This is a genomic window from Streptosporangium album, assembly GCF_014203795.1.
In the GTDB taxonomy this organism is placed as follows: domain Bacteria; phylum Actinomycetota; class Actinomycetes; order Streptosporangiales; family Streptosporangiaceae; genus Streptosporangium; species Streptosporangium album.
Genome location: NZ_JACHJU010000002.1, coordinates 246,038 through 266,008 on the forward strand (window position 1 = coordinate 246,038; position 19,971 = coordinate 266,008).

Genomic DNA, 19,971 nt, shown 5'->3' on the forward strand with positions numbered 1-19,971 from the left:
CTGCCGACCCCGAAAGGACGCACCGATGAACCACCAGCCCGATCCCCTGCTCACCGCCGGAGAGGTCGCGCGCATGTTCCGCGTCGACCCCAAGACCGTCACCCGCTGGGCCGCCGCCGGCCGCATCGGCTCCATCCGCACCCCCGGCGGCCACCGGCGCTACAGCGAGACCGAGTGCCGCGCCCTCCTGGAGGGCAGCAGGACGGGGGGCCAGGCATGAGCGACTCCCCGATCACCCTGCGCCTGCCGCTGGCCATGCTCGACCTACTCGTGCCGTCCGGCTCAACCCTGCCGCTGGCGTGGGTCGTCCTGGTGGGCCACCGCGAGCAGATCCAGACGACGCTGGACGGACGGCCGGTGTACGGCGACGTCACTTCCTGGTCCCCGGTCATGCCGGTGGCCGACCAGGGGGAGGCCCTCGCGACCGCCGAGCGGCTGGGCGAAGCCGCGATCGGTGGCATTTGCGCCGCCGAGTGGAACTGGTATCCGGTGACCGACGACGGTGACCAGCCCATCACGAAGCTGTGGGGCGTGGTCGACGGCGACGAGGTGCGGCCCGAGGTGGCGATCGCGCCGCTGCTGGCGCTGCTGGCCGACCAGCCCAAGCAGGCCCCGGCGGCGTCACATGGCTGAGATCAGCATCCCCACCGGCCCCATCGAGACCGAGCCGTACGACGTGATCCTGTCCTCCCTCCCACCCGTTCCTGCCGTACCCGAGGAGACCCGATGACCAACCCTGACGGGGTCCTGGCCGCGATCGACGCCTGCCTCTCGGACTACTCGGTCAGCCCGGACGCCATGCGTTGCGCACCGGACGTAGATGCGGAGCCCACTCGCCCACGGCCGAGCAACGGCACGGGCATCCTCTGGGACGGCACCCGCGTCTCCTGGGACGGGACCGGCGAGATCCTCTCCTGGCCCCTGGCTACCCCGCATCCAGCCGAGTGGCAGTACACGACCGTCGGGACGGATCCCGCAGTCGTAGAGGTGCGACGCAACGGCCAGCCGTGGGGCGCCTACCTTTACCAGCCCGAGTCGGCTCTCGAAGGGACGACACTGCCCCCGGAATGATCGCCACCGCTTGATCGCTGAACACGCGAAAGGCGGCCCCTCGCACCACCGAGGAGCCGCCCATTAACGCCACATCAGACGCACCCGTCCCGGCGGTCTGCCCGTAAGCGTACGAGATCGGGGAGACCACATGACCTACGACGACATCGACCGCTGGTGCCAGGGTCCGTGCATGCAGGGCGCCCGCCGCAGGGCTCGCGACTACGACGCCGCCATCACCGCCTACCGGGCCGCCTACGACCAGTGGCTGGCCGGCGCCCTCGACGAGATCCCGACCATGCCGGAAGCGCCTCGCCTCGGCATCGCCGTCCTCGGCGACCCGGTGTACTGCCAGGCCTGCACGTACGGCGTGAAAGCCAAGCTGAGCCGTTTGGACGGCATGGCGTGCATCTACGCCCGGGAGGCCGACGGCATGCGCGGCGCGTCCTCCGAGGCCCGCGTGTCCGGCTCCTCCGAACGAGCCAGCCTCTCACCCACCGTGGAAGACCTCGACGAGCTCGACGGGTGGCTCCGCGACTGGCGGGCCGTCTACCTCGGCGCTGACTCCATCTCCCGGCAGGGTGGCCTTACCGACTCCCTCACCCTCGGCTGCGCGTGGTTGGTCGCCCGCCTCGAACGCATCATGGCCCGCCCCAGCATCGCCGCTGACTTCGGCCAGGAGGTCAACGCCTGGCACGCGCGGCTGGCCCGGTTCGACGCCGCTGACGTCGTCGTCCACCGCAAACCACTGAGGTGCCCGTCGTGTGCCGGCCTCACCCTGGAATGGCGGGAAGGCGAAGACAAGGTCACCTGCCGCATGCGGGACTGCGGCCGAATCCTCCTCGTCACCGAGTACGACGCGCTGGTGGAAGAGGCCGTCAAGCCGGTTCGCCGCCCTGCCCGATCTGAAACAATGATCACATTGTGATCTCACCCCCGCCCTGCCCCACCATCTCCGCGGATGTGACCCTGTGCGCTGATCGCAGCGCACGGGTCATCCCGTTCGTCCTCCCTCTGCATGTGCCTGAGGAGTCGATGAACATGACCGTCCGCGACTGGCTCCGACTCGACGAGAGAGCCATGATGGTCGGGATGCTCGACCAGGCGGCCATCATCGCCCGGATCAGGGAACTCCGGCTCGCCCGCGGGCTGACAATCCAGTACCTCGCCGATCAGACGGGAATCCACCGTTCGATCATCGGCAAGTTGGAGCGCGGCAAGCGCAAAACGTTCAACCTCGATGAGGCCAGGGCCCTATGTGACGCTCTCAAGGTTGATCTGCGAATGGTGATCAGCGATGAACCAATGTCGATCGTCACGAAGGTTTACACGGTCTCGTAGACACCCAGTGCGCCGAAGTCAACCCTTGACTTGCGTAATTTGATCAGCTCTGCAACGCTAGATCCCACCACAGTTATGCCCTCAGACCTCCCCGTCTGAGGGCATTTCGTATTTCCGGGGGTGGCCATGTCCTCCGACCCTCAACCGCATGACGTCGTCACACCGACGCAGGCAGCCCGCGAATGGGGTGTCCCGCCGGGCACGGTCCGCTCTTGGATCTCCCGCGCCGGGGTCGAGCCCCTCGGGCGTATCGGCCGCTACAACGTGTACGACTACCGCCGCTTGGCCGAGCTGGAACGCGACCACCGCGCCGCTTGAGCCCCATAGACGCGCACTCCTGGCGGAGGTGCGCCCGCTTCGGAGGTTGGCCCCCCGGCCCTCCGGAGCATGCGACCCGGCCCCTCTGGGGGTGCGGGGTCGGGTCGCACCCCTTCGCACGCGCGGACGCCCACCAAACGAATGTGGTTGACATCACCATGAACGTTTTGCGATGGCACGCCCGCTAAGCCCGAGAAAATGGGCAATGACCTGGTAAAATCCAGGTATTCGGATTCTCAAATGAGAATGCCCCGGCAGTCGTTAGGACCGACCACCGAGGCGAGCCGATCAATCCTCTGTACAGGAGATCGACATGGACAACGGTAGCTTGTTTGGTCCGGACGACTCACAGCGGGGCTCCGCTGACGTGGAGGTCTTCACCTTCCCGGCGACCGGCCAGCAGATCCGGATCATCGGCACCGCCGAGAATCCCCTCTTCTGCCACGCCGACGTGTGCCGGGGGCTCGACCACTCGAACCCGTCTGTCGCGCTCGCGCTCGTGGATGACGACGACCGCGTCCAGGTGGACGCCCGCGAAACGGACATTCCTAACCTAAACAGGGACAAAATCATCAATCCGATGATGTGGTTCCTGACAGAGTCCGGCTTCTACGACCTCGCCCTCGCCAGCAAGGCCCCCGGCGCCAAGGCATTCAAGCGGTGGATCACCCACAACGTTCTGCCCACCCTCCGCAAGACGGGCAGCTACGGGCTCGTGCCCAAGCAGTTCGACCCCACCGACCTCGACCACGTCGTGCAGCTCGCGCAGATCGCCGCCGACCAGAAGCGCCAGATCGAGGCGCAGGGCGAGAAGATCGCCGAACTCACGCCCGGCTATGAACTTGCGGAGACGTACGCCGGGGCTGGCGGGACGATGACAATCCGCACGTTCGCGCGGACGGTCCAGCAGTGGGCACAGCCTCGCGACATCAAGGTGCTGCAGGAGCACGTGTTCGACTTCCTCGGCATGATCGGCATGGTGATCCGGTCGAACACGTCGGAGAAGGGGCAGGCGACCGCGACCGCTCTCAAGGCGGGCTGGTGCGAGAACAGCACCACCGACTACACGACGCACACGCGCGGCACGCTGCTCACCACGTACGCCCGGCTCACACCGAAGGGCGTCAACCACGCGTGGAAGCGCATCCACCAGGCGATCGGCGAGTTCGGCACCCTGGACCCCAAGGTGATCAACCCGTGACCACTCCCACCGAGACCGACATCCTGCGTTTCTGCGTCGCACTCTGCGCCGCCCGCGACGACGAAGACGAAGTGCGGCAGGTCATCGAGCAGCACCTCGCCAACATCGACCCGTACCTCCACACCACCTACCTCAAGGTCAGCTTGCGGGTCGTCGTCGCACAGTTCTTCGCCCCGCCCGCCCGTCGTCTCGACCACGAGCTCGGCGTGGACTTCGTAGACGCAGGCCTCCGCCTCCAGGCCATGGCCAACGAGGGTCTCGATGACCAGGCCGCTGACGACCCCGATAGAGGCCCGCACCTCAAACTCGTCGCCGACGATGAGTTCGACGTAGGCCTCCGGAAGCTCCTCAAAGGGTCCTGACCCCACCTTCTTCGGCCTGACTGCCCCGCGCGAGGTGGTCAGGCCGTTGCCATGCTCGGGCGGACGGCTGAGCGGTCCACGGATAGGCCGTCCGCCCGGATCCACTCCTGGGAGGCCAGCGTGCACGTACGACACCGCTGGACCCCGGTAGAGACCATCGGCCGCGTCGTCACCTCACGCTGCCGCATCTGTGGAAAGACCAAGACTCGCGTCACCTCGCTGCCATCTGGGGCACGTGACGCGCTGATCGCTCTCGGCTGGACCCCGCCAGCTAGTGATCAAGGGATGCCCAGGTCGCCGTGATGCGACCTGCGGGTTCTCAGCACACATCGGATGCCACAGCACGTCAGCCAGCGGGTAGATCGACTTCGTACTCTGGGCACGACCAGGTCACCGCGATCCGGGCATACCTGCCGGCGTCACCGCCCGAGATCCCTGCGTCGAGCATCCCCTTAATGACGTGCGCCCACGTCCCGCCTGCGCGGAACACCTCACACACGCTCACGGCGAGCCGGTCGAGATTCCCATCATCCCGACTCGCGAGCGAGGGAACGTTCTTGCGAACCAGCTCGTGATACTGCTCGGCCGTGAGGGCAGCGCCACTCTGGGCAGGTCCCGGATCCGGCTGTGCGCCTGGCGCGAGAACCATCGCCAGGGTGGCAATGGCCACCAGGGCGCAGCCCGCCAACGCGAGCACCGCCAGAAGCTTGATGCCACGCATCGGACCTCCCGCTGAGAGCAGAGTGATGCGGGCATCGTCCACCGGTAAGCCGATCACCGCCACCCTGCCGTCATCACGATTCGGAACCGCCGATGCCTCGGGGCCTCAGTCGTAGACGGGGCAGTTCACATTGAGGGCGGGCCTCGTCATATGCCGGGGGAGTTCTAAGCCGGGGTGCCGAACAGGGCGCCCCACCATCCCCACCCGCAACCTGCCCCCTACCTCCGAGCAGACCGACGACATCATCACGTTTGGACTTCCTGATGCCACGACGTGAATGCCTCAACCGCCGGTGCCGGGTACTCCACTCGGGGCCTGGCCCCCGCTGCCCGACGTGCACCACCCAGCAAGAACAAGCGCGTGATGCTGCACGAGGAACGACCACTCAGCGTGGACTAGGTGCCGACCACCAGGCAGCAGCACGACAGATCCTGGCCAATGCCGAACTGTGCGCTGTGTGTGGCCTGCCTCCTACCGCTGATGACCCGCTGGAAGCAGGACACATCAGACCTCGCGTTCACGGCGGAACGAACGACATCACCAACTACCGAGCTGAGCACCGCTCATGCAACCGTGGTCAAGGTGCCACCCTGCGCAAGCGCTGACCTCCACGCCTCCGTACAGAACGGGGCGGGACGTTTCCGGTGGCGCCCTGTGCACCCCGTGTGGCCACCCACCTGCCCGGCCGACCACCCCCTCATGGCAGCACACACCCTCGCTCGTCCTCATGGTGAACCGAACGACATCATGAGTCATCGAACCGAGAATCGATCATGTAACTACGGAAAACGCTCCGACCTGCACAAACACTGAGTCGCCTCACTCTGTCCCTACCCCAGGGGGGTGGGACGTTTCCGCAGGTCAGAGCGTTGCCGCCTGACCCGTGCCCCCGCGTCTTTTTTCCGTGGTACCTCACGATGACCCCCCTTGGCAGGAGGCCCCCTGATGCCTCGTACGAAGAAGCCAGCGGGTTCAACGGTGGACAAGCGCAACGGACGCAAGGCGGAGTTGGCCAACCTTCCCGGCGCCCGGTTCGACCCGCCCGGCGACTTGTGCGATCAGGCGCTCGGACAGTGGGATCGGTACTGGGATGACCCGGTCTCCCAGGTGCAGACGCCCGCTGACCATGACCTGCTGTGCCGGTGGATCGCCAACGTGGACCGCTACTGGCGGCTGATCCGTGAGGCCGACCTGGAGCCGATGACGACGAACTCGCAGGGCCGGGTGGCCAACCCGCTGTACGCCATCGCGCTGAAGATCGAGACGTCAGTGAAGGCGGATGAGGCGCAGATCGGGATCGGCCCGAAGAACCGGGCGGCGCTGGGCATCGCGGTGGTCGCTGAACGTAGGTCGCTCGCGGACATGAACGCTCGGTATGGGGGTGGCGTGGATGGCAGCAACGACCGCGCCGAAGAGGAAGACCCGCGCCTCCGCGTCATCCAAGGGACGGCCGAAGGCTGAGCCGCCCTGTCAGGGCTGCGGTTGGCGGCCGGCGGCCGGCGAGCTGTGGCCCTCGCACGGGGCGATCGGGGTCCGCTGGATCGAAGACAATCTGATCTTCGCTGAAGGGGACTACTTCGGCCGGCCATTCCGGCTGCGTACCGACCAGAGGATGTTTCTCTATCGGTGGTATGAGTTTTGTCCCTCCTGCTGGACGGACCGGGCCAGGCCGCCGCGGTGGCGCTACCGGCGGGCACTGCGCGGTGCAGCCAAGGGCGACGGCAAAACGGCGTTCATCGCGGCGATCGGCTGCCTGGAGTTCGCCGGCCCCCCGTGCATCGCGACGATCAGCCCGAACGTGCCCATCATGGCTGCGTCGTTCGAGCAGGCCGACCTGTTGTTCTCGGCTGCGGCAACGATGCTGGGCGGCAAGGACAACCAGGTCACCGAGGCCCCACTCGTCGGGTTGTTCGAGGTGTACGACACTGAGATCAAGTTCGGGGACGGGCGGCCTGGACGGTTGTACCGGGTAGCTGCGGTGGGCGGTACCAACGACGGCTCGTTGCCGACGACGCTGATTGCCGACGAACTGCACGAGCTCGGCGAGGTCGGCTCCCGGAAAGCGCGAGCACATCTGGTCATCTCCAACGGTCTGCGTAAACGGCAGCACGGTAGGGAGATCAACCTCAGTACGGCGGGGTTCGACGTGGACGCCTCGCTGCTGGGCGAGATGTACAAGCACGGGCGCCGCGTCTTGCTGGATGCGTCGATCGACCCGGAGTTCCTGTTCGACTGGCAGGAAGCCCCGGACGGGTTGAACTACGACCTGCCCGCAGACCGGGAGATCGCCGTGCGGGCCGCCTCGCAGGCCGCTGGAGCGCTGTGGGACGTCGCTGATCGGGTGCGGCGGTACAACGAGCCGGGCGTGCTCAAGCACGAGTGGATCCGCTACTACGCCAACCGATGGGTCGAGGTCGCCGAAGACTCCTGGTTGAAGGACCACCCGCAGGCGTGGAACGTCTGCCAAGGCGACGCGACAATCCCGGACAAGGCTGAGGTCGTCGTGGCGGTCGACATGGCGCTCAAGCGCGACTCGGTGGCCGTGCTGACCGCATGGAAGAACCCCGAAGGGCGCATCGCCGTAAAGGTGAAGATCTGGCAACCCCACGGCGGCCGGATCGACCACCTCCAGGTCGTCGACTACATCCGCCGTGACCTGGCCAACCAGTACACGATCAGCGAGATCACCTACGACCCACGATTCTTCGAGGTTCCCGCCCGACTGCTGGAGGACGAGGGTTTCAACCTCGTGGAGTTCCCGCAGAGCATCGAGCGAATGACGCCGGCCTGCGGTCAGGCACTGGAGGCGATCCTCGAAGGTCTGGTGGTCCACGACGGCGACCCGGACCTCGCGGCACATGTGACCAGTGCGGTCATGCGACCAAACGAACGCGGGTTCACGCTCAGCAAGGGCAAGTCCAAACGCAAGATCGACGCCTGTATCGCTCTGGTCATCGCTCTGTGGCGCATCCTCGCGCCTGACCCAGAAGAAGAACAATCCGCGGAGCCGTGGGCCGCCTGGGTCTGAGAGGGAGACGAATGGCGAACTTGATGATCCCGCTGGAGCGCATCAACGCTGAGGCGCGCACGCTCGACCCCGCCAAGACCTTGGTGCTGCTGGCCAGACTGGTGGGCACCGTCCTGCTGGCCATCCCGTACGCCCTGGGGTGGACGCTGCGCAAGGCGTGGATGGGGGTAGCCCTGCTGTGGACTGCTGCGGTGGTCGGGTGGCAGGAGGCCGGGCGTTCACGGCAGGCGGTGCCTGATGAGTGAGCCTGAGGGCGCCCTGCCCGTCGAGGTGACTGAGGCGCTGATAGTGCGCCCGGGGGACACGCTAATCCTGCGCCTGGCCTCGAATACGACCCCTGAACAGTTCGCACGCAGCCGAGAGATGGTTGGGCCAGGCCTGAAGGAGCGGCTGCCCGGCGTTGAGGTCGTCTGGCTCGGCGGCATAGAGCAGATGGCCGTCTACCACCCGGATCAGCGGATAGAGGGTGACTGAGCCGTGGGTCTACTGGACAGGATCACGGCCGCGAGAACAACCGCGAACACGCCTGGACGTAAAGGGTGGTCGGAGTCGCCCTTCTGGGACCTGGACAGGCTGAACTGGCCTTCCTTCGGCTCCTCGTCGCTGAACTCCGAACACGAGAAGATCGGCACCGACTTCGCCGGGTACGTCCAGGGCATCGCGAAAGCCAACGGCCCAGTTTTCGCGCTGATGGCAACCCGGATGATGGTGTTCTCCGAAGCGCGGTTCCAGTTCCGGGGCATGACCAACGGGCGCCCCGGCGACCTGTTCGGGACGCCGGACCTGGCCCTGCTGGAACACCCCTGGCCGGGTGGCACCACGGGCGACCTGCTGGCTCGGATGATTCAAGACGTCGACCTGGCCGGTAACGCGTTCGTCGCTAGGGTCGGCGACCGGTTGCGACGGCTCCGGCCGGACTGGGTAACGATCGTCTCGGGGTCCAAGACCGAACGGGAATTGTACGGAAACGCGCTGGACTCCAAGGTCATCGGTTACTACTTCGAACCGCCGGGCGCTGGCAAGTCGTGGTTCCTCCTGCCGAATGAGGTGGCGCACTTCGCGCCGATCCCCGACCCGGAGTGCAACTGGCGCGGCATGTCGTGGCTGACCCCCGTTCTGCGGGAGATCTCCTCCGACCAGGCCGCGACCAGGCATAAGGGCAAGTTCTTCGAGAACGGTGCAACTCCGCAGGTCATCGTCTCCCTGGACGCGTCGGTGACACCGGAGATGTTCCAGCGCTTCAAGGCCACGATGAACGAGTCACACCAGGGCGTCGACAACGCGTACAAAACCCTGTACCTGGGTGGCGGGGCGGACGTCACCGTCGCAGGTAAGGACCTGCAGCAACTGGACTTCAAAGCCACGCAAGGCGCAGGAGAAACGCGGATCGCCGCAGCAGCTGGCGTCCCCGCAGTCATCGTGGGGTTCTCCGAGGGGCTGTCTGGATCCTCCCTGAACGCGGGCAACTTCGGCCAGGCCAGGAGGCGATTCGCTGACGGCACACTGCGCCCACTGTGGCGCAACGCGGCCGGGTCGCTCGCCTCGATCATCACCGTGCCCTCCGACGCGGAGCTTTGGTACGACGACCGCGACATTTCCTTCCTGCGGGAAGACCGCAAGGACGCCGCGGAGATTCAGCAGATCAAATCCGCATCGATCCGGCAGCTCGTAGACGCCGGATACGAGCCGGAGACGGTTGTCTCCGCCATTGAGGCGGAGGACCTGCGGCTGTTGCGGCACTCAGGCCTGTACTCCGTGCAGCTCCAGCCGCCGGGCACAACGGCCCAACCGACAGGGTCGGCGCCGCCGGCCACCGACCCTTCCGGACCCGATCCGGCAAAGGAGCAGTGATGGACGCTAAAGGTCTCCATGTCGAGATTAAGGACGAGGTGAAGGGGCAGGTCAAGGCCGTCTTCAGTACCTTCAATGTGATCGACTCCGACAAGGACGTGACCCCGCCGGGTGCGTTCGAAGACGGCGCCCCGGTGCTGATCTCCGCCTACGGCCACACCTCGTGGCAGGGCGAACTTCCAGTCGGCAAGGGCACGATCCGACAGACCAGCAAGGAAGCGATCTTCGAGGGTCAGTTCTTCATGAACACCGACCACGGCAAGAACGCCTTCCTCACGGTCAAGGAACTGAGCGACGCGGGCCTGCAGGAATGGTCCTTCGGCTACGACCCGGTGGATTACTCCTTCGGCGAGTTCGACGGTCAGAAGGTCCGGTTCTTGAACAAGCTGAAGGTCCATGAGGTCTCCCCGGTGCTCTTGGGTGCAGGGGTGAACACGCGGACCCTGTCGGCGAAGTCGGCTGGCCCGGGGATCGCAGTGCGGCGTGGGCGAGTGCTCGCACCACACGACACTGAGGTGACCTCCCGGTCGTGGGACGGGTCGAAGACGGCTGCGGGCATCGCTGACGATGCCCGGCCGAGCGAGCTGCGCACCGCGTACGCCTGGGTGGACGCCGACGGTGACCCGGAGGTCAAGTCCTCCTACCGTTTCGCTCACCACCACGGCGTGGGTGGCCCGGCGAACGTGCGGGCGTGCCTGATGGGCATCGCCCGCTTGAACGACGCCAAGGGCGGCATCCCCGATGCTGACCGTAAGGGCGTGTACGAGCATCTCGCAGCGCATCTGCGGGACGCCGACGTCGAGGTGCCGGGCCTGAAGGACGCGCCTGGTGGCTCACTGAAGTACAGCGAAGAGGGGCACGCGGTCCTAGCCGCCGTGTCCGCCTTCGTCGATCGCACAGCGGAAGTCATGGCTCTCCGCGCACTCAAGGGCAAGGGCATGGCGCCCCGGTCTGCTGACCTCCTCGGATGGATCAGCGACGACCTGGGCCGCTTGAAGTCCCTGCTGTCTGCACCTTTGGGCGACGACGAACCGACGGATGAGCAGATCGCATCGCTCATCGCGCGGTCCGTCGCCCAGCTCAACGGAATCTGAGAGGGAGAGCCATGACGAACATGGACAATGACAGGATCGTCGAGTTCCCGGCGCTGAAGGATGCGCAGGGCAAGCTCGACGCCAAGCGAAAGAGCCTGGCTGGCATCTTCGCCGAGGCCGGCCCCGACTACGACATGAGCAAGGTCAAGTCCGTTCAGGGCGACACCACGGCCAAGGTCGCGTTCATCGGCCAGCTCAACGCCGAGATCGACGAGTGCAAGGGCCGGGTTGACGAGCTGCTCGTCGTGGCCCGCGCTGCTGGTGCTGCGAAGGCTGCCGAGCAGGTCGAGTCTGGCTCCAAGGACGTGCCTGACGAGCCGTACACGAAGAGCGGCCAGCGCAAGAGCCTTGGTGAGCTGTTCGTCGCCAGCCCGGCGTTCAAGGGCTACCGGACCGGCCTCGGCGTCGGACCTGCGGCGAGCCTGGACCTGGAGCTGAAGACCCTGTTCCAGACTGGCGCTGGCTGGGCTCCGGAGTCGACTCGGACCGGCCGTGTGGAGATGTTCCCGACGCGCCCGGCTCCGCATGTGGTGGAGTTCCTGCCGCAGACCACGACGTCGCAGGCGTCGGTGGTCTACATGGAGGAGACCACTTACACGAACGCCGCGATCGAGACCGCTGAGGGTGCTGCCTACGCGGAGGCGACCCTGGCCCTGACCGAGCGGGCTCAGCAGGTCCGCAAGGTCGCGGTGTTCCTTCCGCTGACCGACGAGCAGCTTGAGGACGAGCCCCGTTCGCAGGCGTACGTCAACAACCGTCTGCCGTTCATGCTGCGCCAGAGGTTGGACAGCCAGGCCCTCGTGGGTGACGGTACAGGCGTGAATCTGCTGGGTACCGCGAGTGTGGTCGGGATCCAGACGCAGGCGAAGGGCGCCGACCCGATCCCGGACGCGGCGTACAAGCTGTTCCGTAAGATCCGCGACGATGGGTTCGCCGAGCCCAGCGCGATCTTCATGCGTCCGGCGAACTGGGAGCAGGTCCGCCTGCTCAAGACGGCTGACGGTCAGTACATCTGGGGTCACCCGTCGGTGCCAGGCGTTCCCACTCTGTGGGGTGTCCCGGTCGTGGAGACCACGGCGGCCCCGGCTACGGCGGCCATCGCGGGCGACTACGTCAACTTCAGCGAACTCGCGATCCGCCGCGGCATCGATGTGCAGGTGTCCAACTCCCACGGCACGTACTTCGTCGAGGGCAAGCTGGCCGTCCGAGCCGACCTACGGTGCGCGCTGATTCACTATCGCCCCCGAGCATTTGGCCAGCTCACAGGTCTGTAATGTAAATCTGCTACCATGTGGGTGGTGAAAGGAGCCCCCCACATGGCGCAGTGTTCGGTCGATGAGTGCGAAGGCAAAGCTAAAGCGAAAGGCTTCTGCGTGCGGCACTACACGCGGTGGCGCAGGTACGGAGATCCCAGTGTCGTCAAGCGGGGCCCTCTTGCTCCGGCGCTGCAGTTAGACGCGAAGCAGTGCAACGCGTGCGGCGAGACCAAACCGATCGAGCAGTTCGGGCCCGACAAGCGCAACAGGGACGGCAGGAAAGGCCGTTGCCATCCCTGCGAGCAGAAGCATCAGTATGAATGGCGCACAAGCCACCCGGATCGATGGCAGGAAATTCGGCAGGATGCCGCCAATCGTCGGGCCAAGGACCGGTGGAAGTACCGCATCAAGGAGACGTACAACATCACCTTCGAGGAGTACGAGCGACTTCTCGCAGCTCAAGGTGGCGTGTGCGCCATCTGTGGCGGATCAAGAAATGGCCCCGGCCGACGGTTCCACATCGATCACGATCACACGTGTTGCCCGGGAGTCGGGTCGTGCGGTCGGTGCATCCGGGGGCTGCTTTGCGGCAGATGTAACACCATGGTTGGCCTGGCGAAGGATGATCCGGAGCGCCTTCTCGCGGCGGTTCGCTACCTCCGCAAAGAGAGATAGCCGACCGGACTGAACGACCAAAGGGGAAGGCGCATCGCCTTCCCCTTTCGCGTGCGCGGGAGAGGGAGAGTCATGCCAGTCATTGAAGGAACTCGGGGCCTCAAGGAGGCTCGCGGGGAGTACGACTTCGCTGTGGACGGCGGCGCTGTGGGCACGATCGTGCTTCGGTCCGCACCCGGCGATTCCAACGGCAACGACATTCCGGCCGGGAGCATCATCACGGGCGGCTACATCGAGGTCGACACGCTGGTCACGTCGGCGTCCGGCAATACCGGGACGATTGCGGTCAACAGCGAGGGCGCTGGGGACCTGCTGACCGCTGCGGTCACTTCGGGCGCTCCGTGGTCGGCGACTGGCCGTAAGGCGATCACCCCGGTGGGCACGGTCGCCACGTCGGTCAAGACGACCGTTCGGAGAAATCTGGCGATCACCGTGGCGGTTGCTGCGGTGACCGCGGGCAAGTTCCGCGTCGTCGTCACCTACAGGTAGGTGAGCTGAGATGGGTTTGCAGTTTGTGACCGAGCCGGATCAGAGCGGCCACGTGATCGCCACGGCTCGACTGTGTCTCACGGAGGACCGCAGCAGGCTCGTGCCGGATACGGACCCGGATGCCCGGTGGCTGTTCTGCACGCCGGGTGCGCCGATCTCGCGTGCGAATGCCGAGCGGTACGGCCTGCTCGCCGAGGCCGAATCTGAGGCCGAGGCGAAGCAGGCGCAGCAGCCAGCGAACAAGGCGCGCGGCCGAACCGCCAACAAGTGATCGCCAGCGGGCTGTCCCGGCGCGGGGCAGCCCCTCGGCAAAACCCGCATCTGTGTCACCTAGCCCTGGAGCCCGCATGCCCGACCCCAAGCCGTACCTCACCTACGGCGTCCGCGACGACGTCGACCTGCAGCAGAGCCCGCCCTACCAGGCGTTCATGGCCTGGTGTGCGGACAATGACATTCCCGAGGAGACCGGCAAGCTCGTCACCGTGTGGAACGAGGATCCGATCCGCGCAGTCCTCGACGTGTATGTGCTGGACGAGCTCGGCGGGAGGACCGTCGATGAGAACGGCGACTACATCACGACGCCTGTCACCTACACCGCATCCACATTGCCGCCGATCCAGAACGGCAGCTAACTCCTGACCTTCGCCCACCTGGGCGTCCACCACTTTCACGCCCAGGGAGGGCCCCGTCATGGCCGTAACTGCCTTCGTTTACGGACAGCTCAACAAGTCACTGATGTCCGGGTTGATCAACTTCACCACGGACACGATCAAGGCCATGCTGCTGTCGACCTACACCGTCGGCACCACGCTGGACGGCGCCCAGTTCCTCAACACGGTGACCGCCGCCGGCACCGAGGCGACCGGCTCCGGCTACACCGCCGGCGGCGCCACCCTCGCGAGCAAGACCGTCACGTACACCGCAGCGAACTCCTGGTCGGTACAGCGCGCCAACAGCACGGCCTACACGGTGGGCGACGTTGTTCGTCCTGCTACTGGAAACGGCCTGGTGTACCGGTGCGTCGTCGCCGGCACGACCGGTGGCAGCGTCCCCACGTACACCACGGTTGTGGGTGACGACTTCACCGATGGCGGCGTGACCTGGGTGGCCGAAGGATCCGGCGTCCTCGTTGTGGACGCCGCTGACCCGTCGTGGACCACCAGCAACCCGGGCACCCTCGCCGGGGCGTACATTGTGTTCTACAAGGACACCGGCACGGCCTCGACCAGTCCCGTGATCCTCTACTGGGACCTGGGCGGAACCCAGACCGCATCCAACGGCGGTGCATTCACCGCCACCCTGGACAGCACCGAGGGCCTCCTGACCATGTTCACCAGCTAAGAACCTCTCAGGGTCCGGTACGGCTGCGCTGAGGGGGTGTCGTGGCGACGCGTCGTAACGTCTGCGCCAACCCCGCCTGCGGCAACAACGTCACCGGCTGGGGCGGTGCCTCGACACCCACCAGAACCTCGGTTACGGGCTTCATCCGATCGTGGGGCGCCCGATGGACAACCGGAACGTTCTTCCTCACTGAGAAGGGCGCAGCAACCGCCGGCCAGCAGTACACCGGCTCCATCTACCTGCGGACCACCTCGTTCAACGTCGGCTCGGGCCTGGTGTACCTGGAGTGGCTCAACTCCGGCGGCGGCAGCATCGGCTTCAACCAGGCGGCTTTCACCCTGACCGCTGGTGTGGTCACCAGGGTCAGTGCCACCGCCGTCGCACCGACCAACACCGCGAGCGCCCGCGTGGTGTTCGACGGCATCAATGCGTCCGTCAACGTTGTTGATGCGACCGCGGTGCTCATTGAGCAGACCGCGGTCCTCGACACGTACTTCGACGGCGACACCTCCGGCGCGACCTGGGACGGTACGGCTGGCAACAGTGCCTCAACGCTGACCGACTCGGCCACCGTCACCGTCTCCGGAGCCGCGGGGGCTGTCCGTGTCCGCGCCGCCTCCGGTCTCCTCGCCGCCGTCCGCGCCGCACCTCAGGCCGGGACCGCTGGGGCGATCCGCGCGAGGGCGGGATCCGGTCGGGTCCAAGCCGTCGCCGCAGCCCCGCAGTCCGGTGCCGCCGGCAGCATCAGGATCCGGGCGGCCGCTGGAACGGTCACCGCGGTCCGCCACGCTCCACTCACCGGGACCGCGGGGGCTGTACGGCTCCGCGCCGGATCAGGAATCACCACGGCGACTCAAGTCGTGACCGTAGCCGGTAGGCCAGGCGCACTGCGCATCCGCGCTGGGGTCGGAGCGGTCACCGCCGTCCAGACTGCGACCGTCACCGGGGCCGCAGGCCGTGTCCGTGTCCGTGCCGGGGCAGGGGCTCTTACCTCCGGTGCCAGCGTCACCGTCTCCGGAGCGGCTGGCGTCGTGCGGGTCCGCGGGAGCGCAGCACAGACCACCACTGTTCAGCACGCGCCCCTGCCAGGCGGCCCGGGTCGGGTCGTCATCCGGGCGGGCTCCGGCCAGGTGTCCACCGTCTCCGGGGGCGTGTCCGTCACGCTCACCGGGACTGCGGGCAGCATCCGCGTCCGGGCCGCCCAGCCGGTCGTGACCACGGTCCAGCAGCAGACCCTGACCGGTGCTGCCGCAACGATCCGCGTCCGCCCAAGCACCGGCCAGGTCGTTGTCGCCCAGCATGCAACGCTCCCCGGCAGACCTGGAACCGTACGGGTCCGCGTGGCCGCGGACACCGTCACTGCGGTCGATCTCGGCGATGGCGTTCTCCTGGTTGGCCGCGCAGCCGCTGTACGCCTCCGTGCCGCCTCAGGGCTGATCGCCGCTACGCAGCGGCCCATCCTCATCGGGGTGGCTGGCACGATCCGAGTCCTGGCTCGCGCCGGAACCCTGACGATGGGCGCCGTGATACCTACCCGAGGGCAGATGTCTACCGGCGGCCGTGTAGGGCCTGAGATGACGACCGGCAACCGCGCTGGATCAGAGATGAGTCCGCGACGGCGCGCTGGCGCCACGATGGGAGGCGGCTGATGTCACACGACTTGGGCGACCTGGTGCCGTTGTCGGTGACGGTAGCCGACAGCGACGGCAATCCAGCCAACGCCGGACAGGTGAACCTCACCATCACCCTGCCAGACGGCACGACCTCGGCCGTGGGGCCGATCACGCCGACTACGACTGGCGTTTACGACCACGACTATCTGACTGTGCAGGCCGGGCGGCACCATGTTCGCTGGGTCGCTACCGGGGCCAACGCGTCCGCGTTCACCGATGCGTTCGACGTGCAGTCCGCGGACGACGGGGACTTCATCTCCCTGGCCGACGCCAAGGACCACCTGCAAAAGAGCGGCACAGGCGACGATGGGCAGCTGCGGTTCTTCATCTCCGCCGCCTGCCAGATGATCGCCGACCGAATGGGGCAGGTGTCACCGGCCGCCGCCACCCACGACGTCACCCAGCGCGGTGACACGATCGTGTTGCCGAGACGGCCGGTCATCGCTGTCACCTCCGTGCAGCGGCTCCCAAGCGCCGACCTGATCCCCCCGGCCGATGGGAGTGCTGGGGTGGCGGGTTGGTACCTGGACGGCTCTGAGGGCGTGCTGAGATTCACCTCCCGTTTCGCCGGCCGGGTCCGCGTCACTTACCGGGCTGGCCGCAACCCGCTGCCGTCCAACTTCCGGTTGGCCGCGCTGGAGTTGGTCGCGCATCTGTGGCGGGGCTCGCAGCACAACCAGGCGGGCGGCCGCCCGGCGCTGGGAGAGACGGACGCGGTGTCTGCGAGCGTCCACGCGTTTTCGATGCCGTACCGGGTGATGGAGTTGCTCGGGTTGAAAAAGGACCAGGAACGCGACGAGCCGCTGGTCGGATGACCCCCGTTCCCCTGGAGGCTTGAATGTCCACGATCCCCGCAGCGCTCGATGCGCTGGTGGCGGCTGCCGAGCGGGCCTGGCCGGATGTGCAGGTCCTCGACGGCGGGCCAACGACAGAGGTCAGCGACGATGTGATCGCGATCGGCTACAGCGGGAACGCGGCCGAGTCGGACGTCCGTAACACGCTGACGTCTGAGCAACTGGACTTGCAGCCGGACCTGGAGCGCTACGACGTCCTGTGTATGGCCTCGGCGTGGCGGGGTGATGCGCGCCGTGACGGTAAGCCGGACGCGCGCACGACCCGGCTGCGGGCGTTTGAGCTGCTGGCCGGGATTCGTCGCGAGCTGGCGGAGGATTCACGGCTGGGCGGGGTCGTGATGATGGCCCGCCTGTCCACCCTTGACATGGTCGCCGACCAGACCAACGCCGGCCCGGTGTGCACCATCCGGTTCGTGGTGCACGTCGACGCGTTCACGGAGGCGTAGATGGCGACGGGGGATCCGGCCGAGGAGATCCGCAAGCTGATCAACGACCTGGGGAAGATCCCGCCCGAGCTTCGCAAGGCACTGCGGCCGGCGCTGAAGGGGGCGGCCGAGCCGATCGTCGCCGACGCCCGGGGACGGGCGTCGTGGTCGGGGCGCATCCCCGGCGCGATCACCCTGTCGGTGCGGCTGAGTAAACGCAATCCGGGCGTGTCCATCCGGGTGCGGCAAACAAAGGCGCCGCACGGGCGGCCGTGGGAGGGCATCACCGGCGCGACCTCCTTCAAGCACCCGGTATTCGGCCACCGCGACCGGTGGGTGACCCAGGCGACCCAGCCGTATCTCGCGCCAGCTGCGGCGGCCGGCACCGATGACGTGCTCGATGCGGCGGCACAGACCGTGGACCAGGTGGCACGAGAAGCAGGCTTCCGATGATCGAAGGGATGAGTAATGGCTTTCAGGCTGCAGTCGTTTTTCGAGCTTGAGGCGGAGGTGACCTCGCCTCTGGACCTGAGCACGCCGACGAACCTGATCAGCATCGCCCGGCAATTGAACCTGGCGCAGGGCTCCGGCGCCGGCCAGGCCGACATGGTGTGGTCGGACCAGCGGACGGTCGCCGCGTCGGCCACCGACGCGCTGGACCTGGCCGGTTCACTGAGCGGACCGTTCGGCGGCACGCTGACGTTCGCCCGAATCAAGATGGTCGTCGTGCTCGCGGCCCCGGGCAACACCAACAACGTCAACGTGACGATGCCGGGCAGCAACGGCGTGCCGTTGTTCCTGGCGGCCGGCGACGGCATCGCGGTCAAGCCCGGTGGTGCGTTCGTCTGGTTCGATCCGTCCGCGGCTGGGGTGGCCGTCACGGCCGCCACCGGCGACCTGCTCAACATCGTCAACTCGGGTGCCGGCACGTCGGTCACCTACGACATCCACATCGTCGGCGCGAGCTCGTAGGAGGCACGCATGGAGACCGTGTGGATCTCACACCCCCATCTCGACGGCAAGGTCGAGGTGCCCGCCTCCGCGCTGGCGCAGCACCAGCGCGCCGGCTGGGAGCAGACCGAAGCGCCGCCCCCGCCGCCGCTCCCGGAGCCGGACCCCGGCCCGGACGACAACACGACTGATCAGACCTCAGAAGCCCCGGCAGACGCCGGGGCTTCTGCTTTGCAGGACGCCTCGCCGAGCCGTCGGCGCACCACCACCAGAGGGGATGAGTAATGGCCGCCACGCCGATCACTCCGGCAAGCAGGTTCTTTAGGCCCGGTACGACCAAGGCGTACTGGGTCGTGTCCATCAGCAACAAGACCGCCCCGACCCGGCTGGAGCTGAACGCCGGCGCGGACCTGTCCAAGGACATCGCCGACATCGCCGGTTGGATGGTCTCCGGGCAGAAGATCGACACCCCGGACTTGAACAGCAGATTCGTGAGCAACATCCCCGGTCTCACCAACGCGGGCGAGTCGGGCATCACGTTCTACGCGTCTGACAACGGCCTGGACGTGCGCAGCCTGATGCCGCGCGACACCGCCGGTTTCATCGTCTGGATGGACGGTGGCGACGTCGCCGGCCGGAAGATGGATGTGTTCCCGGTGCGCGTGCTCAGCGTCGGCAAGCAGCGCAGCATGGGCGCGGAGGCGGCGCGACTGGCGGTCCAGTACGCCGTGACGTCCGAGCCGGCCGAGGATGTGACGATTCCGTGAGCCTGCGCGACCGCCTGCTCCACCGGCCGCGACCGGCGGACACCTACCCGCTGCGGATCGATGACGACACCGAGATCCGTAAAGAGCTGGAGCGGGTCCGGATGCTGGGTCGGCTGCTGCAGCTTCAGGGCGAGGCAGCCGATGAGTCGGCGGTGCGCGCGGCCAAGGCGGACCTCGCGGCGGCCGAGACCGCGATGGCGGCCTGCTACGAACCGGTCGTCTTGCGGGCGATGCCGCCGGACGCGTTCGAGGCGCTGATCGGTGAGCACAAGCCGCGCCCCGACAGCGAGGACAAGGTGTGGAACCTGGACACCTTCCCGCGGGCGGTCTTGTGGGAGTGCATCGAGTCCGACCTGACGGAGGCCGAGTGGGACCAGGTCTGGCGGGAGGTCTTGTCCAACGGTGAGCGGGTCGAGCTGTGCAATGCGGCGATCCGGGTGAATGTGCGGGTGCCGGACTCGACGCTCCCAAAAGGCTGGACGCAGACTCCGGCCTGACGGTCGAGCTGGCGGTCTGCCACCACTACCGTATCCGCCACTCCGAGTTCCTGGCCTGGTCGGATGAGGATCGGGAC

Annotated in this window: 30 protein-coding genes; 29 read left to right on the plus strand and 1 reads right to left on the minus strand. The window is 66.9% G+C overall.

Annotated elements, in window-relative coordinates:
* Window positions 1-25: 25 nt before the first annotated feature.
* From FHR32_RS24690 to FHR32_RS24725, 8 genes are all read left to right on the plus strand, one after another.
* Window positions 26-220 (plus strand): BldC family transcriptional regulator, encoded by a 195-nt coding sequence (locus tag FHR32_RS24690; protein WP_184756894.1) that lies wholly within the window; start codon window positions 26-28, stop codon window positions 218-220.
* Entirely contained in the window at window positions 217-633 is a 417-nt protein-coding gene (locus FHR32_RS24695; RefSeq protein WP_184756895.1) for a hypothetical protein, read from the plus strand. The genes FHR32_RS24690 and FHR32_RS24695 overlap by 4 nt, the downstream gene beginning before the upstream one ends.
* A gap of 93 nt (window positions 634-726) precedes the next feature.
* Window positions 727-1,071, plus strand: a complete 345-nt coding sequence (locus FHR32_RS24700; RefSeq protein WP_184756896.1) for a hypothetical protein — start codon at window positions 727-729, stop codon at window positions 1,069-1,071.
* Between the two features lie 130 nt (window positions 1,072-1,201).
* Window positions 1,202-1,978: a hypothetical protein gene (locus FHR32_RS24705; RefSeq protein WP_184756897.1), complete on the plus strand. Its 777-nt coding sequence runs from the start codon at window positions 1,202-1,204 to the stop codon at window positions 1,976-1,978.
* 107 nt (window positions 1,979-2,085) lie between these two features.
* Entirely contained in the window at window positions 2,086-2,391 is a 306-nt protein-coding gene (locus FHR32_RS24710) for a helix-turn-helix domain-containing protein (protein ID WP_184756898.1), read from the plus strand.
* Window positions 2,392-2,517: 126 nt separating this feature from the next.
* The gene (locus FHR32_RS24715) at window positions 2,518-2,709 is read left to right on the plus strand and encodes a hypothetical protein (protein ID WP_184756899.1); all 192 of its coding nucleotides are present in this window, start codon (window positions 2,518-2,520) and stop codon (window positions 2,707-2,709) included.
* 313 nt (window positions 2,710-3,022) lie between these two features.
* Complete coding sequence (locus FHR32_RS24720; protein ID WP_184756900.1) at window positions 3,023-3,910, plus strand: BRO family protein; 888 nt, start codon at window positions 3,023-3,025, stop codon at window positions 3,908-3,910.
* Window positions 3,907-4,272 (plus strand): hypothetical protein, encoded by a 366-nt coding sequence (locus FHR32_RS24725; protein WP_184756901.1) that lies wholly within the window; start codon window positions 3,907-3,909, stop codon window positions 4,270-4,272. The genes FHR32_RS24720 and FHR32_RS24725 overlap by 4 nt, the downstream gene beginning before the upstream one ends.
* A gap of 346 nt (window positions 4,273-4,618) precedes the next feature.
* On the opposite strand, the gene FHR32_RS24730 is transcribed toward FHR32_RS24725, so the two are convergent.
* Complete coding sequence (locus tag FHR32_RS24730; RefSeq protein WP_184756902.1) at window positions 4,619-4,993, minus strand: DUF732 domain-containing protein; 375 nt, start codon at window positions 4,991-4,993, stop codon at window positions 4,619-4,621.
* A gap of 263 nt (window positions 4,994-5,256) precedes the next feature.
* Between FHR32_RS24730 and FHR32_RS47345 the strand changes: the two genes are divergently transcribed.
* The 21 genes from FHR32_RS47345 (at window position 5,257) to FHR32_RS24835 (ending at window position 19,894) form a co-directional block, all read left to right on the plus strand.
* Window positions 5,257-5,598 (plus strand): HNH endonuclease signature motif containing protein, encoded by a 342-nt coding sequence (locus FHR32_RS47345; RefSeq protein ID WP_376773403.1) that lies wholly within the window; start codon window positions 5,257-5,259, stop codon window positions 5,596-5,598.
* A gap of 340 nt (window positions 5,599-5,938) precedes the next feature.
* Window positions 5,939-6,454 (plus strand): hypothetical protein, encoded by a 516-nt coding sequence (locus FHR32_RS24740; protein WP_184756904.1) that lies wholly within the window; start codon window positions 5,939-5,941, stop codon window positions 6,452-6,454.
* Entirely contained in the window at window positions 6,384-8,021 is a 1,638-nt protein-coding gene (locus FHR32_RS24745) for a terminase TerL endonuclease subunit (RefSeq protein WP_184756905.1), read from the plus strand. The genes FHR32_RS24740 and FHR32_RS24745 overlap by 71 nt, the downstream gene beginning before the upstream one ends.
* Window positions 8,022-8,032: 11 nt before the next feature.
* Entirely contained in the window at window positions 8,033-8,266 is a 234-nt protein-coding gene (locus FHR32_RS24750) for a hypothetical protein (RefSeq protein WP_184756906.1), read from the plus strand.
* The gene (locus FHR32_RS24755; protein ID WP_184756907.1) at window positions 8,259-8,495 is read left to right on the plus strand and encodes a hypothetical protein; all 237 of its coding nucleotides are present in this window, start codon (window positions 8,259-8,261) and stop codon (window positions 8,493-8,495) included. The genes FHR32_RS24750 and FHR32_RS24755 overlap by 8 nt, the downstream gene beginning before the upstream one ends.
* Before the next feature lie 3 nt (window positions 8,496-8,498).
* Window positions 8,499-9,872: a phage portal protein gene (locus FHR32_RS24760; RefSeq protein WP_312882686.1), complete on the plus strand. Its 1,374-nt coding sequence runs from the start codon at window positions 8,499-8,501 to the stop codon at window positions 9,870-9,872.
* A complete protein-coding gene (locus FHR32_RS24765) occupies window positions 9,872-10,966 on the plus strand; it encodes an HK97 family phage prohead protease (RefSeq protein ID WP_184756908.1) in 1,095 nt (364 codons plus the stop codon). Before FHR32_RS24760 ends, FHR32_RS24765 begins: the two co-directional genes overlap by 1 nt.
* 11 nt (window positions 10,967-10,977) lie before the next feature.
* The gene (locus FHR32_RS24770) at window positions 10,978-12,240 is read left to right on the plus strand and encodes a phage major capsid protein (RefSeq protein ID WP_221466191.1); all 1,263 of its coding nucleotides are present in this window, start codon (window positions 10,978-10,980) and stop codon (window positions 12,238-12,240) included.
* A 42-nt stretch (window positions 12,241-12,282) separates the two neighbouring features.
* Window positions 12,283-12,897, plus strand: a complete 615-nt coding sequence (locus FHR32_RS24775; protein ID WP_184756909.1) for an endonuclease VII domain-containing protein — start codon at window positions 12,283-12,285, stop codon at window positions 12,895-12,897.
* Between the two features lie 147 nt (window positions 12,898-13,044).
* Complete coding sequence (locus FHR32_RS24780; RefSeq protein ID WP_184756910.1) at window positions 13,045-13,386, plus strand: hypothetical protein; 342 nt, start codon at window positions 13,045-13,047, stop codon at window positions 13,384-13,386.
* 10 nt (window positions 13,387-13,396) lie between these two features.
* Window positions 13,397-13,657: a hypothetical protein gene (locus FHR32_RS24785; protein WP_184756911.1), complete on the plus strand. Its 261-nt coding sequence runs from the start codon at window positions 13,397-13,399 to the stop codon at window positions 13,655-13,657.
* A gap of 76 nt (window positions 13,658-13,733) precedes the next feature.
* Window positions 13,734-14,018 carry a hypothetical protein gene (locus FHR32_RS24790; RefSeq protein WP_184756912.1) on the plus strand — a complete coding sequence of 95 codons (285 nt, stop codon included), beginning with the start codon at window positions 13,734-13,736 and terminating at the stop codon, window positions 14,016-14,018.
* Between the two features lie 58 nt (window positions 14,019-14,076).
* Complete coding sequence (locus FHR32_RS24795; RefSeq protein ID WP_184756913.1) at window positions 14,077-14,727, plus strand: hypothetical protein; 651 nt, start codon at window positions 14,077-14,079, stop codon at window positions 14,725-14,727.
* Window positions 14,728-14,768: 41 nt separating this feature from the next.
* Window positions 14,769-16,376, plus strand: coding sequence for a hypothetical protein (locus FHR32_RS24800; RefSeq protein WP_184756914.1), 1,608 nt, complete (start codon window positions 14,769-14,771; stop codon window positions 16,374-16,376).
* Window positions 16,376-17,215, plus strand: a complete 840-nt coding sequence (locus FHR32_RS24805; protein WP_184756915.1) for a head-tail connector protein — start codon at window positions 16,376-16,378, stop codon at window positions 17,213-17,215. Before FHR32_RS24800 ends, FHR32_RS24805 begins: the two co-directional genes overlap by 1 nt.
* Window positions 17,216-17,238: 23 nt before the next feature.
* On the plus strand, window positions 17,239-17,700 hold the full coding sequence (locus FHR32_RS24810; RefSeq protein WP_184756916.1) for a hypothetical protein: 462 nt from the start codon (window positions 17,239-17,241) through the stop codon (window positions 17,698-17,700).
* On the plus strand, window positions 17,701-18,132 hold the full coding sequence (locus FHR32_RS24815) for an HK97 gp10 family phage protein (RefSeq protein WP_184756917.1): 432 nt from the start codon (window positions 17,701-17,703) through the stop codon (window positions 18,130-18,132).
* 15 nt (window positions 18,133-18,147) lie between these two features.
* A complete protein-coding gene (locus FHR32_RS24820) occupies window positions 18,148-18,651 on the plus strand; it encodes a hypothetical protein (RefSeq protein WP_184756918.1) in 504 nt (167 codons plus the stop codon).
* A gap of 9 nt (window positions 18,652-18,660) precedes the next feature.
* Window positions 18,661-18,915 carry a hypothetical protein gene (locus tag FHR32_RS24825; protein WP_184756919.1) on the plus strand — a complete coding sequence of 85 codons (255 nt, stop codon included), beginning with the start codon at window positions 18,661-18,663 and terminating at the stop codon, window positions 18,913-18,915.
* Window positions 18,915-19,397: a phage tail tube protein gene (locus FHR32_RS24830; protein ID WP_184756920.1), complete on the plus strand. Its 483-nt coding sequence runs from the start codon at window positions 18,915-18,917 to the stop codon at window positions 19,395-19,397. The genes FHR32_RS24825 and FHR32_RS24830 overlap by 1 nt, the downstream gene beginning before the upstream one ends.
* A complete protein-coding gene (locus FHR32_RS24835) occupies window positions 19,394-19,894 on the plus strand; it encodes a hypothetical protein (RefSeq protein WP_184756921.1) in 501 nt (166 codons plus the stop codon). The genes FHR32_RS24830 and FHR32_RS24835 overlap by 4 nt, the downstream gene beginning before the upstream one ends.
* Window positions 19,895-19,971: the final 77 nt, after the last annotated feature.

Excerpts from the sequence above, each read along its gene's own strand:
- FHR32_RS24785 (WP_184756911.1), top strand. The coding sequence starts at position 13,397 with ATGGGTTTGCAGTTTGTGACCGAGCCGGATCAGAGCGGCCACGTGATC.
- FHR32_RS24805 (WP_184756915.1), top strand. The coding sequence starts at position 16,376 with ATGTCACACGACTTGGGCGACCTGGTGCCGTTGTCGGTGACGGTAGCC.
- FHR32_RS24730 (WP_184756902.1), bottom strand. The coding sequence starts at position 4,993 with ATGCGTGGCATCAAGCTTCTGGCGGTGCTCGCGTTGGCGGGCTGCGCC.
- FHR32_RS24720 (WP_184756900.1), top strand. The coding sequence starts at position 3,023 with ATGGACAACGGTAGCTTGTTTGGTCCGGACGACTCACAGCGGGGCTCC.
- FHR32_RS24765 (WP_184756908.1), top strand. The coding sequence starts at position 9,872 with ATGGACGCTAAAGGTCTCCATGTCGAGATTAAGGACGAGGTGAAGGGG.
- FHR32_RS24825 (WP_184756919.1), top strand. The coding sequence starts at position 18,661 with ATGGAGACCGTGTGGATCTCACACCCCCATCTCGACGGCAAGGTCGAG.
- FHR32_RS24830 (WP_184756920.1), top strand. The coding sequence starts at position 18,915 with ATGGCCGCCACGCCGATCACTCCGGCAAGCAGGTTCTTTAGGCCCGGT.
- FHR32_RS24750 (WP_184756906.1), top strand. The coding sequence starts at position 8,033 with ATGGCGAACTTGATGATCCCGCTGGAGCGCATCAACGCTGAGGCGCGC.
- FHR32_RS24820 (WP_184756918.1), top strand. The coding sequence starts at position 18,148 with ATGGCTTTCAGGCTGCAGTCGTTTTTCGAGCTTGAGGCGGAGGTGACC.
- FHR32_RS24770 (WP_221466191.1), top strand. The coding sequence starts at position 10,978 with ATGACGAACATGGACAATGACAGGATCGTCGAGTTCCCGGCGCTGAAG.
- FHR32_RS47345 (WP_376773403.1), top strand. The coding sequence starts at position 5,257 with ATGCCACGACGTGAATGCCTCAACCGCCGGTGCCGGGTACTCCACTCG.
- FHR32_RS24690 (WP_184756894.1), top strand. The coding sequence starts at position 26 with ATGAACCACCAGCCCGATCCCCTGCTCACCGCCGGAGAGGTCGCGCGC.
- FHR32_RS24740 (WP_184756904.1), top strand. The coding sequence starts at position 5,939 with ATGCCTCGTACGAAGAAGCCAGCGGGTTCAACGGTGGACAAGCGCAAC.
- FHR32_RS24790 (WP_184756912.1), top strand. The coding sequence starts at position 13,734 with ATGCCCGACCCCAAGCCGTACCTCACCTACGGCGTCCGCGACGACGTC.
- FHR32_RS24775 (WP_184756909.1), top strand. The coding sequence starts at position 12,283 with ATGGCGCAGTGTTCGGTCGATGAGTGCGAAGGCAAAGCTAAAGCGAAA.
- FHR32_RS24700 (WP_184756896.1), top strand. The coding sequence starts at position 727 with ATGACCAACCCTGACGGGGTCCTGGCCGCGATCGACGCCTGCCTCTCG.
- FHR32_RS24705 (WP_184756897.1), top strand. The coding sequence starts at position 1,202 with ATGACCTACGACGACATCGACCGCTGGTGCCAGGGTCCGTGCATGCAG.
- FHR32_RS24710 (WP_184756898.1), top strand. The coding sequence starts at position 2,086 with ATGAACATGACCGTCCGCGACTGGCTCCGACTCGACGAGAGAGCCATG.
- FHR32_RS24755 (WP_184756907.1), top strand. The coding sequence starts at position 8,259 with ATGAGTGAGCCTGAGGGCGCCCTGCCCGTCGAGGTGACTGAGGCGCTG.
- FHR32_RS24695 (WP_184756895.1), top strand. The coding sequence starts at position 217 with ATGAGCGACTCCCCGATCACCCTGCGCCTGCCGCTGGCCATGCTCGAC.
- FHR32_RS24715 (WP_184756899.1), top strand. The coding sequence starts at position 2,518 with ATGTCCTCCGACCCTCAACCGCATGACGTCGTCACACCGACGCAGGCA.
- FHR32_RS24810 (WP_184756916.1), top strand. The coding sequence starts at position 17,239 with ATGTCCACGATCCCCGCAGCGCTCGATGCGCTGGTGGCGGCTGCCGAG.
- FHR32_RS24815 (WP_184756917.1), top strand. The coding sequence starts at position 17,701 with ATGGCGACGGGGGATCCGGCCGAGGAGATCCGCAAGCTGATCAACGAC.
- FHR32_RS24795 (WP_184756913.1), top strand. The coding sequence starts at position 14,077 with ATGGCCGTAACTGCCTTCGTTTACGGACAGCTCAACAAGTCACTGATG.
- FHR32_RS24745 (WP_184756905.1), top strand. The coding sequence starts at position 6,384 with ATGGCAGCAACGACCGCGCCGAAGAGGAAGACCCGCGCCTCCGCGTCA.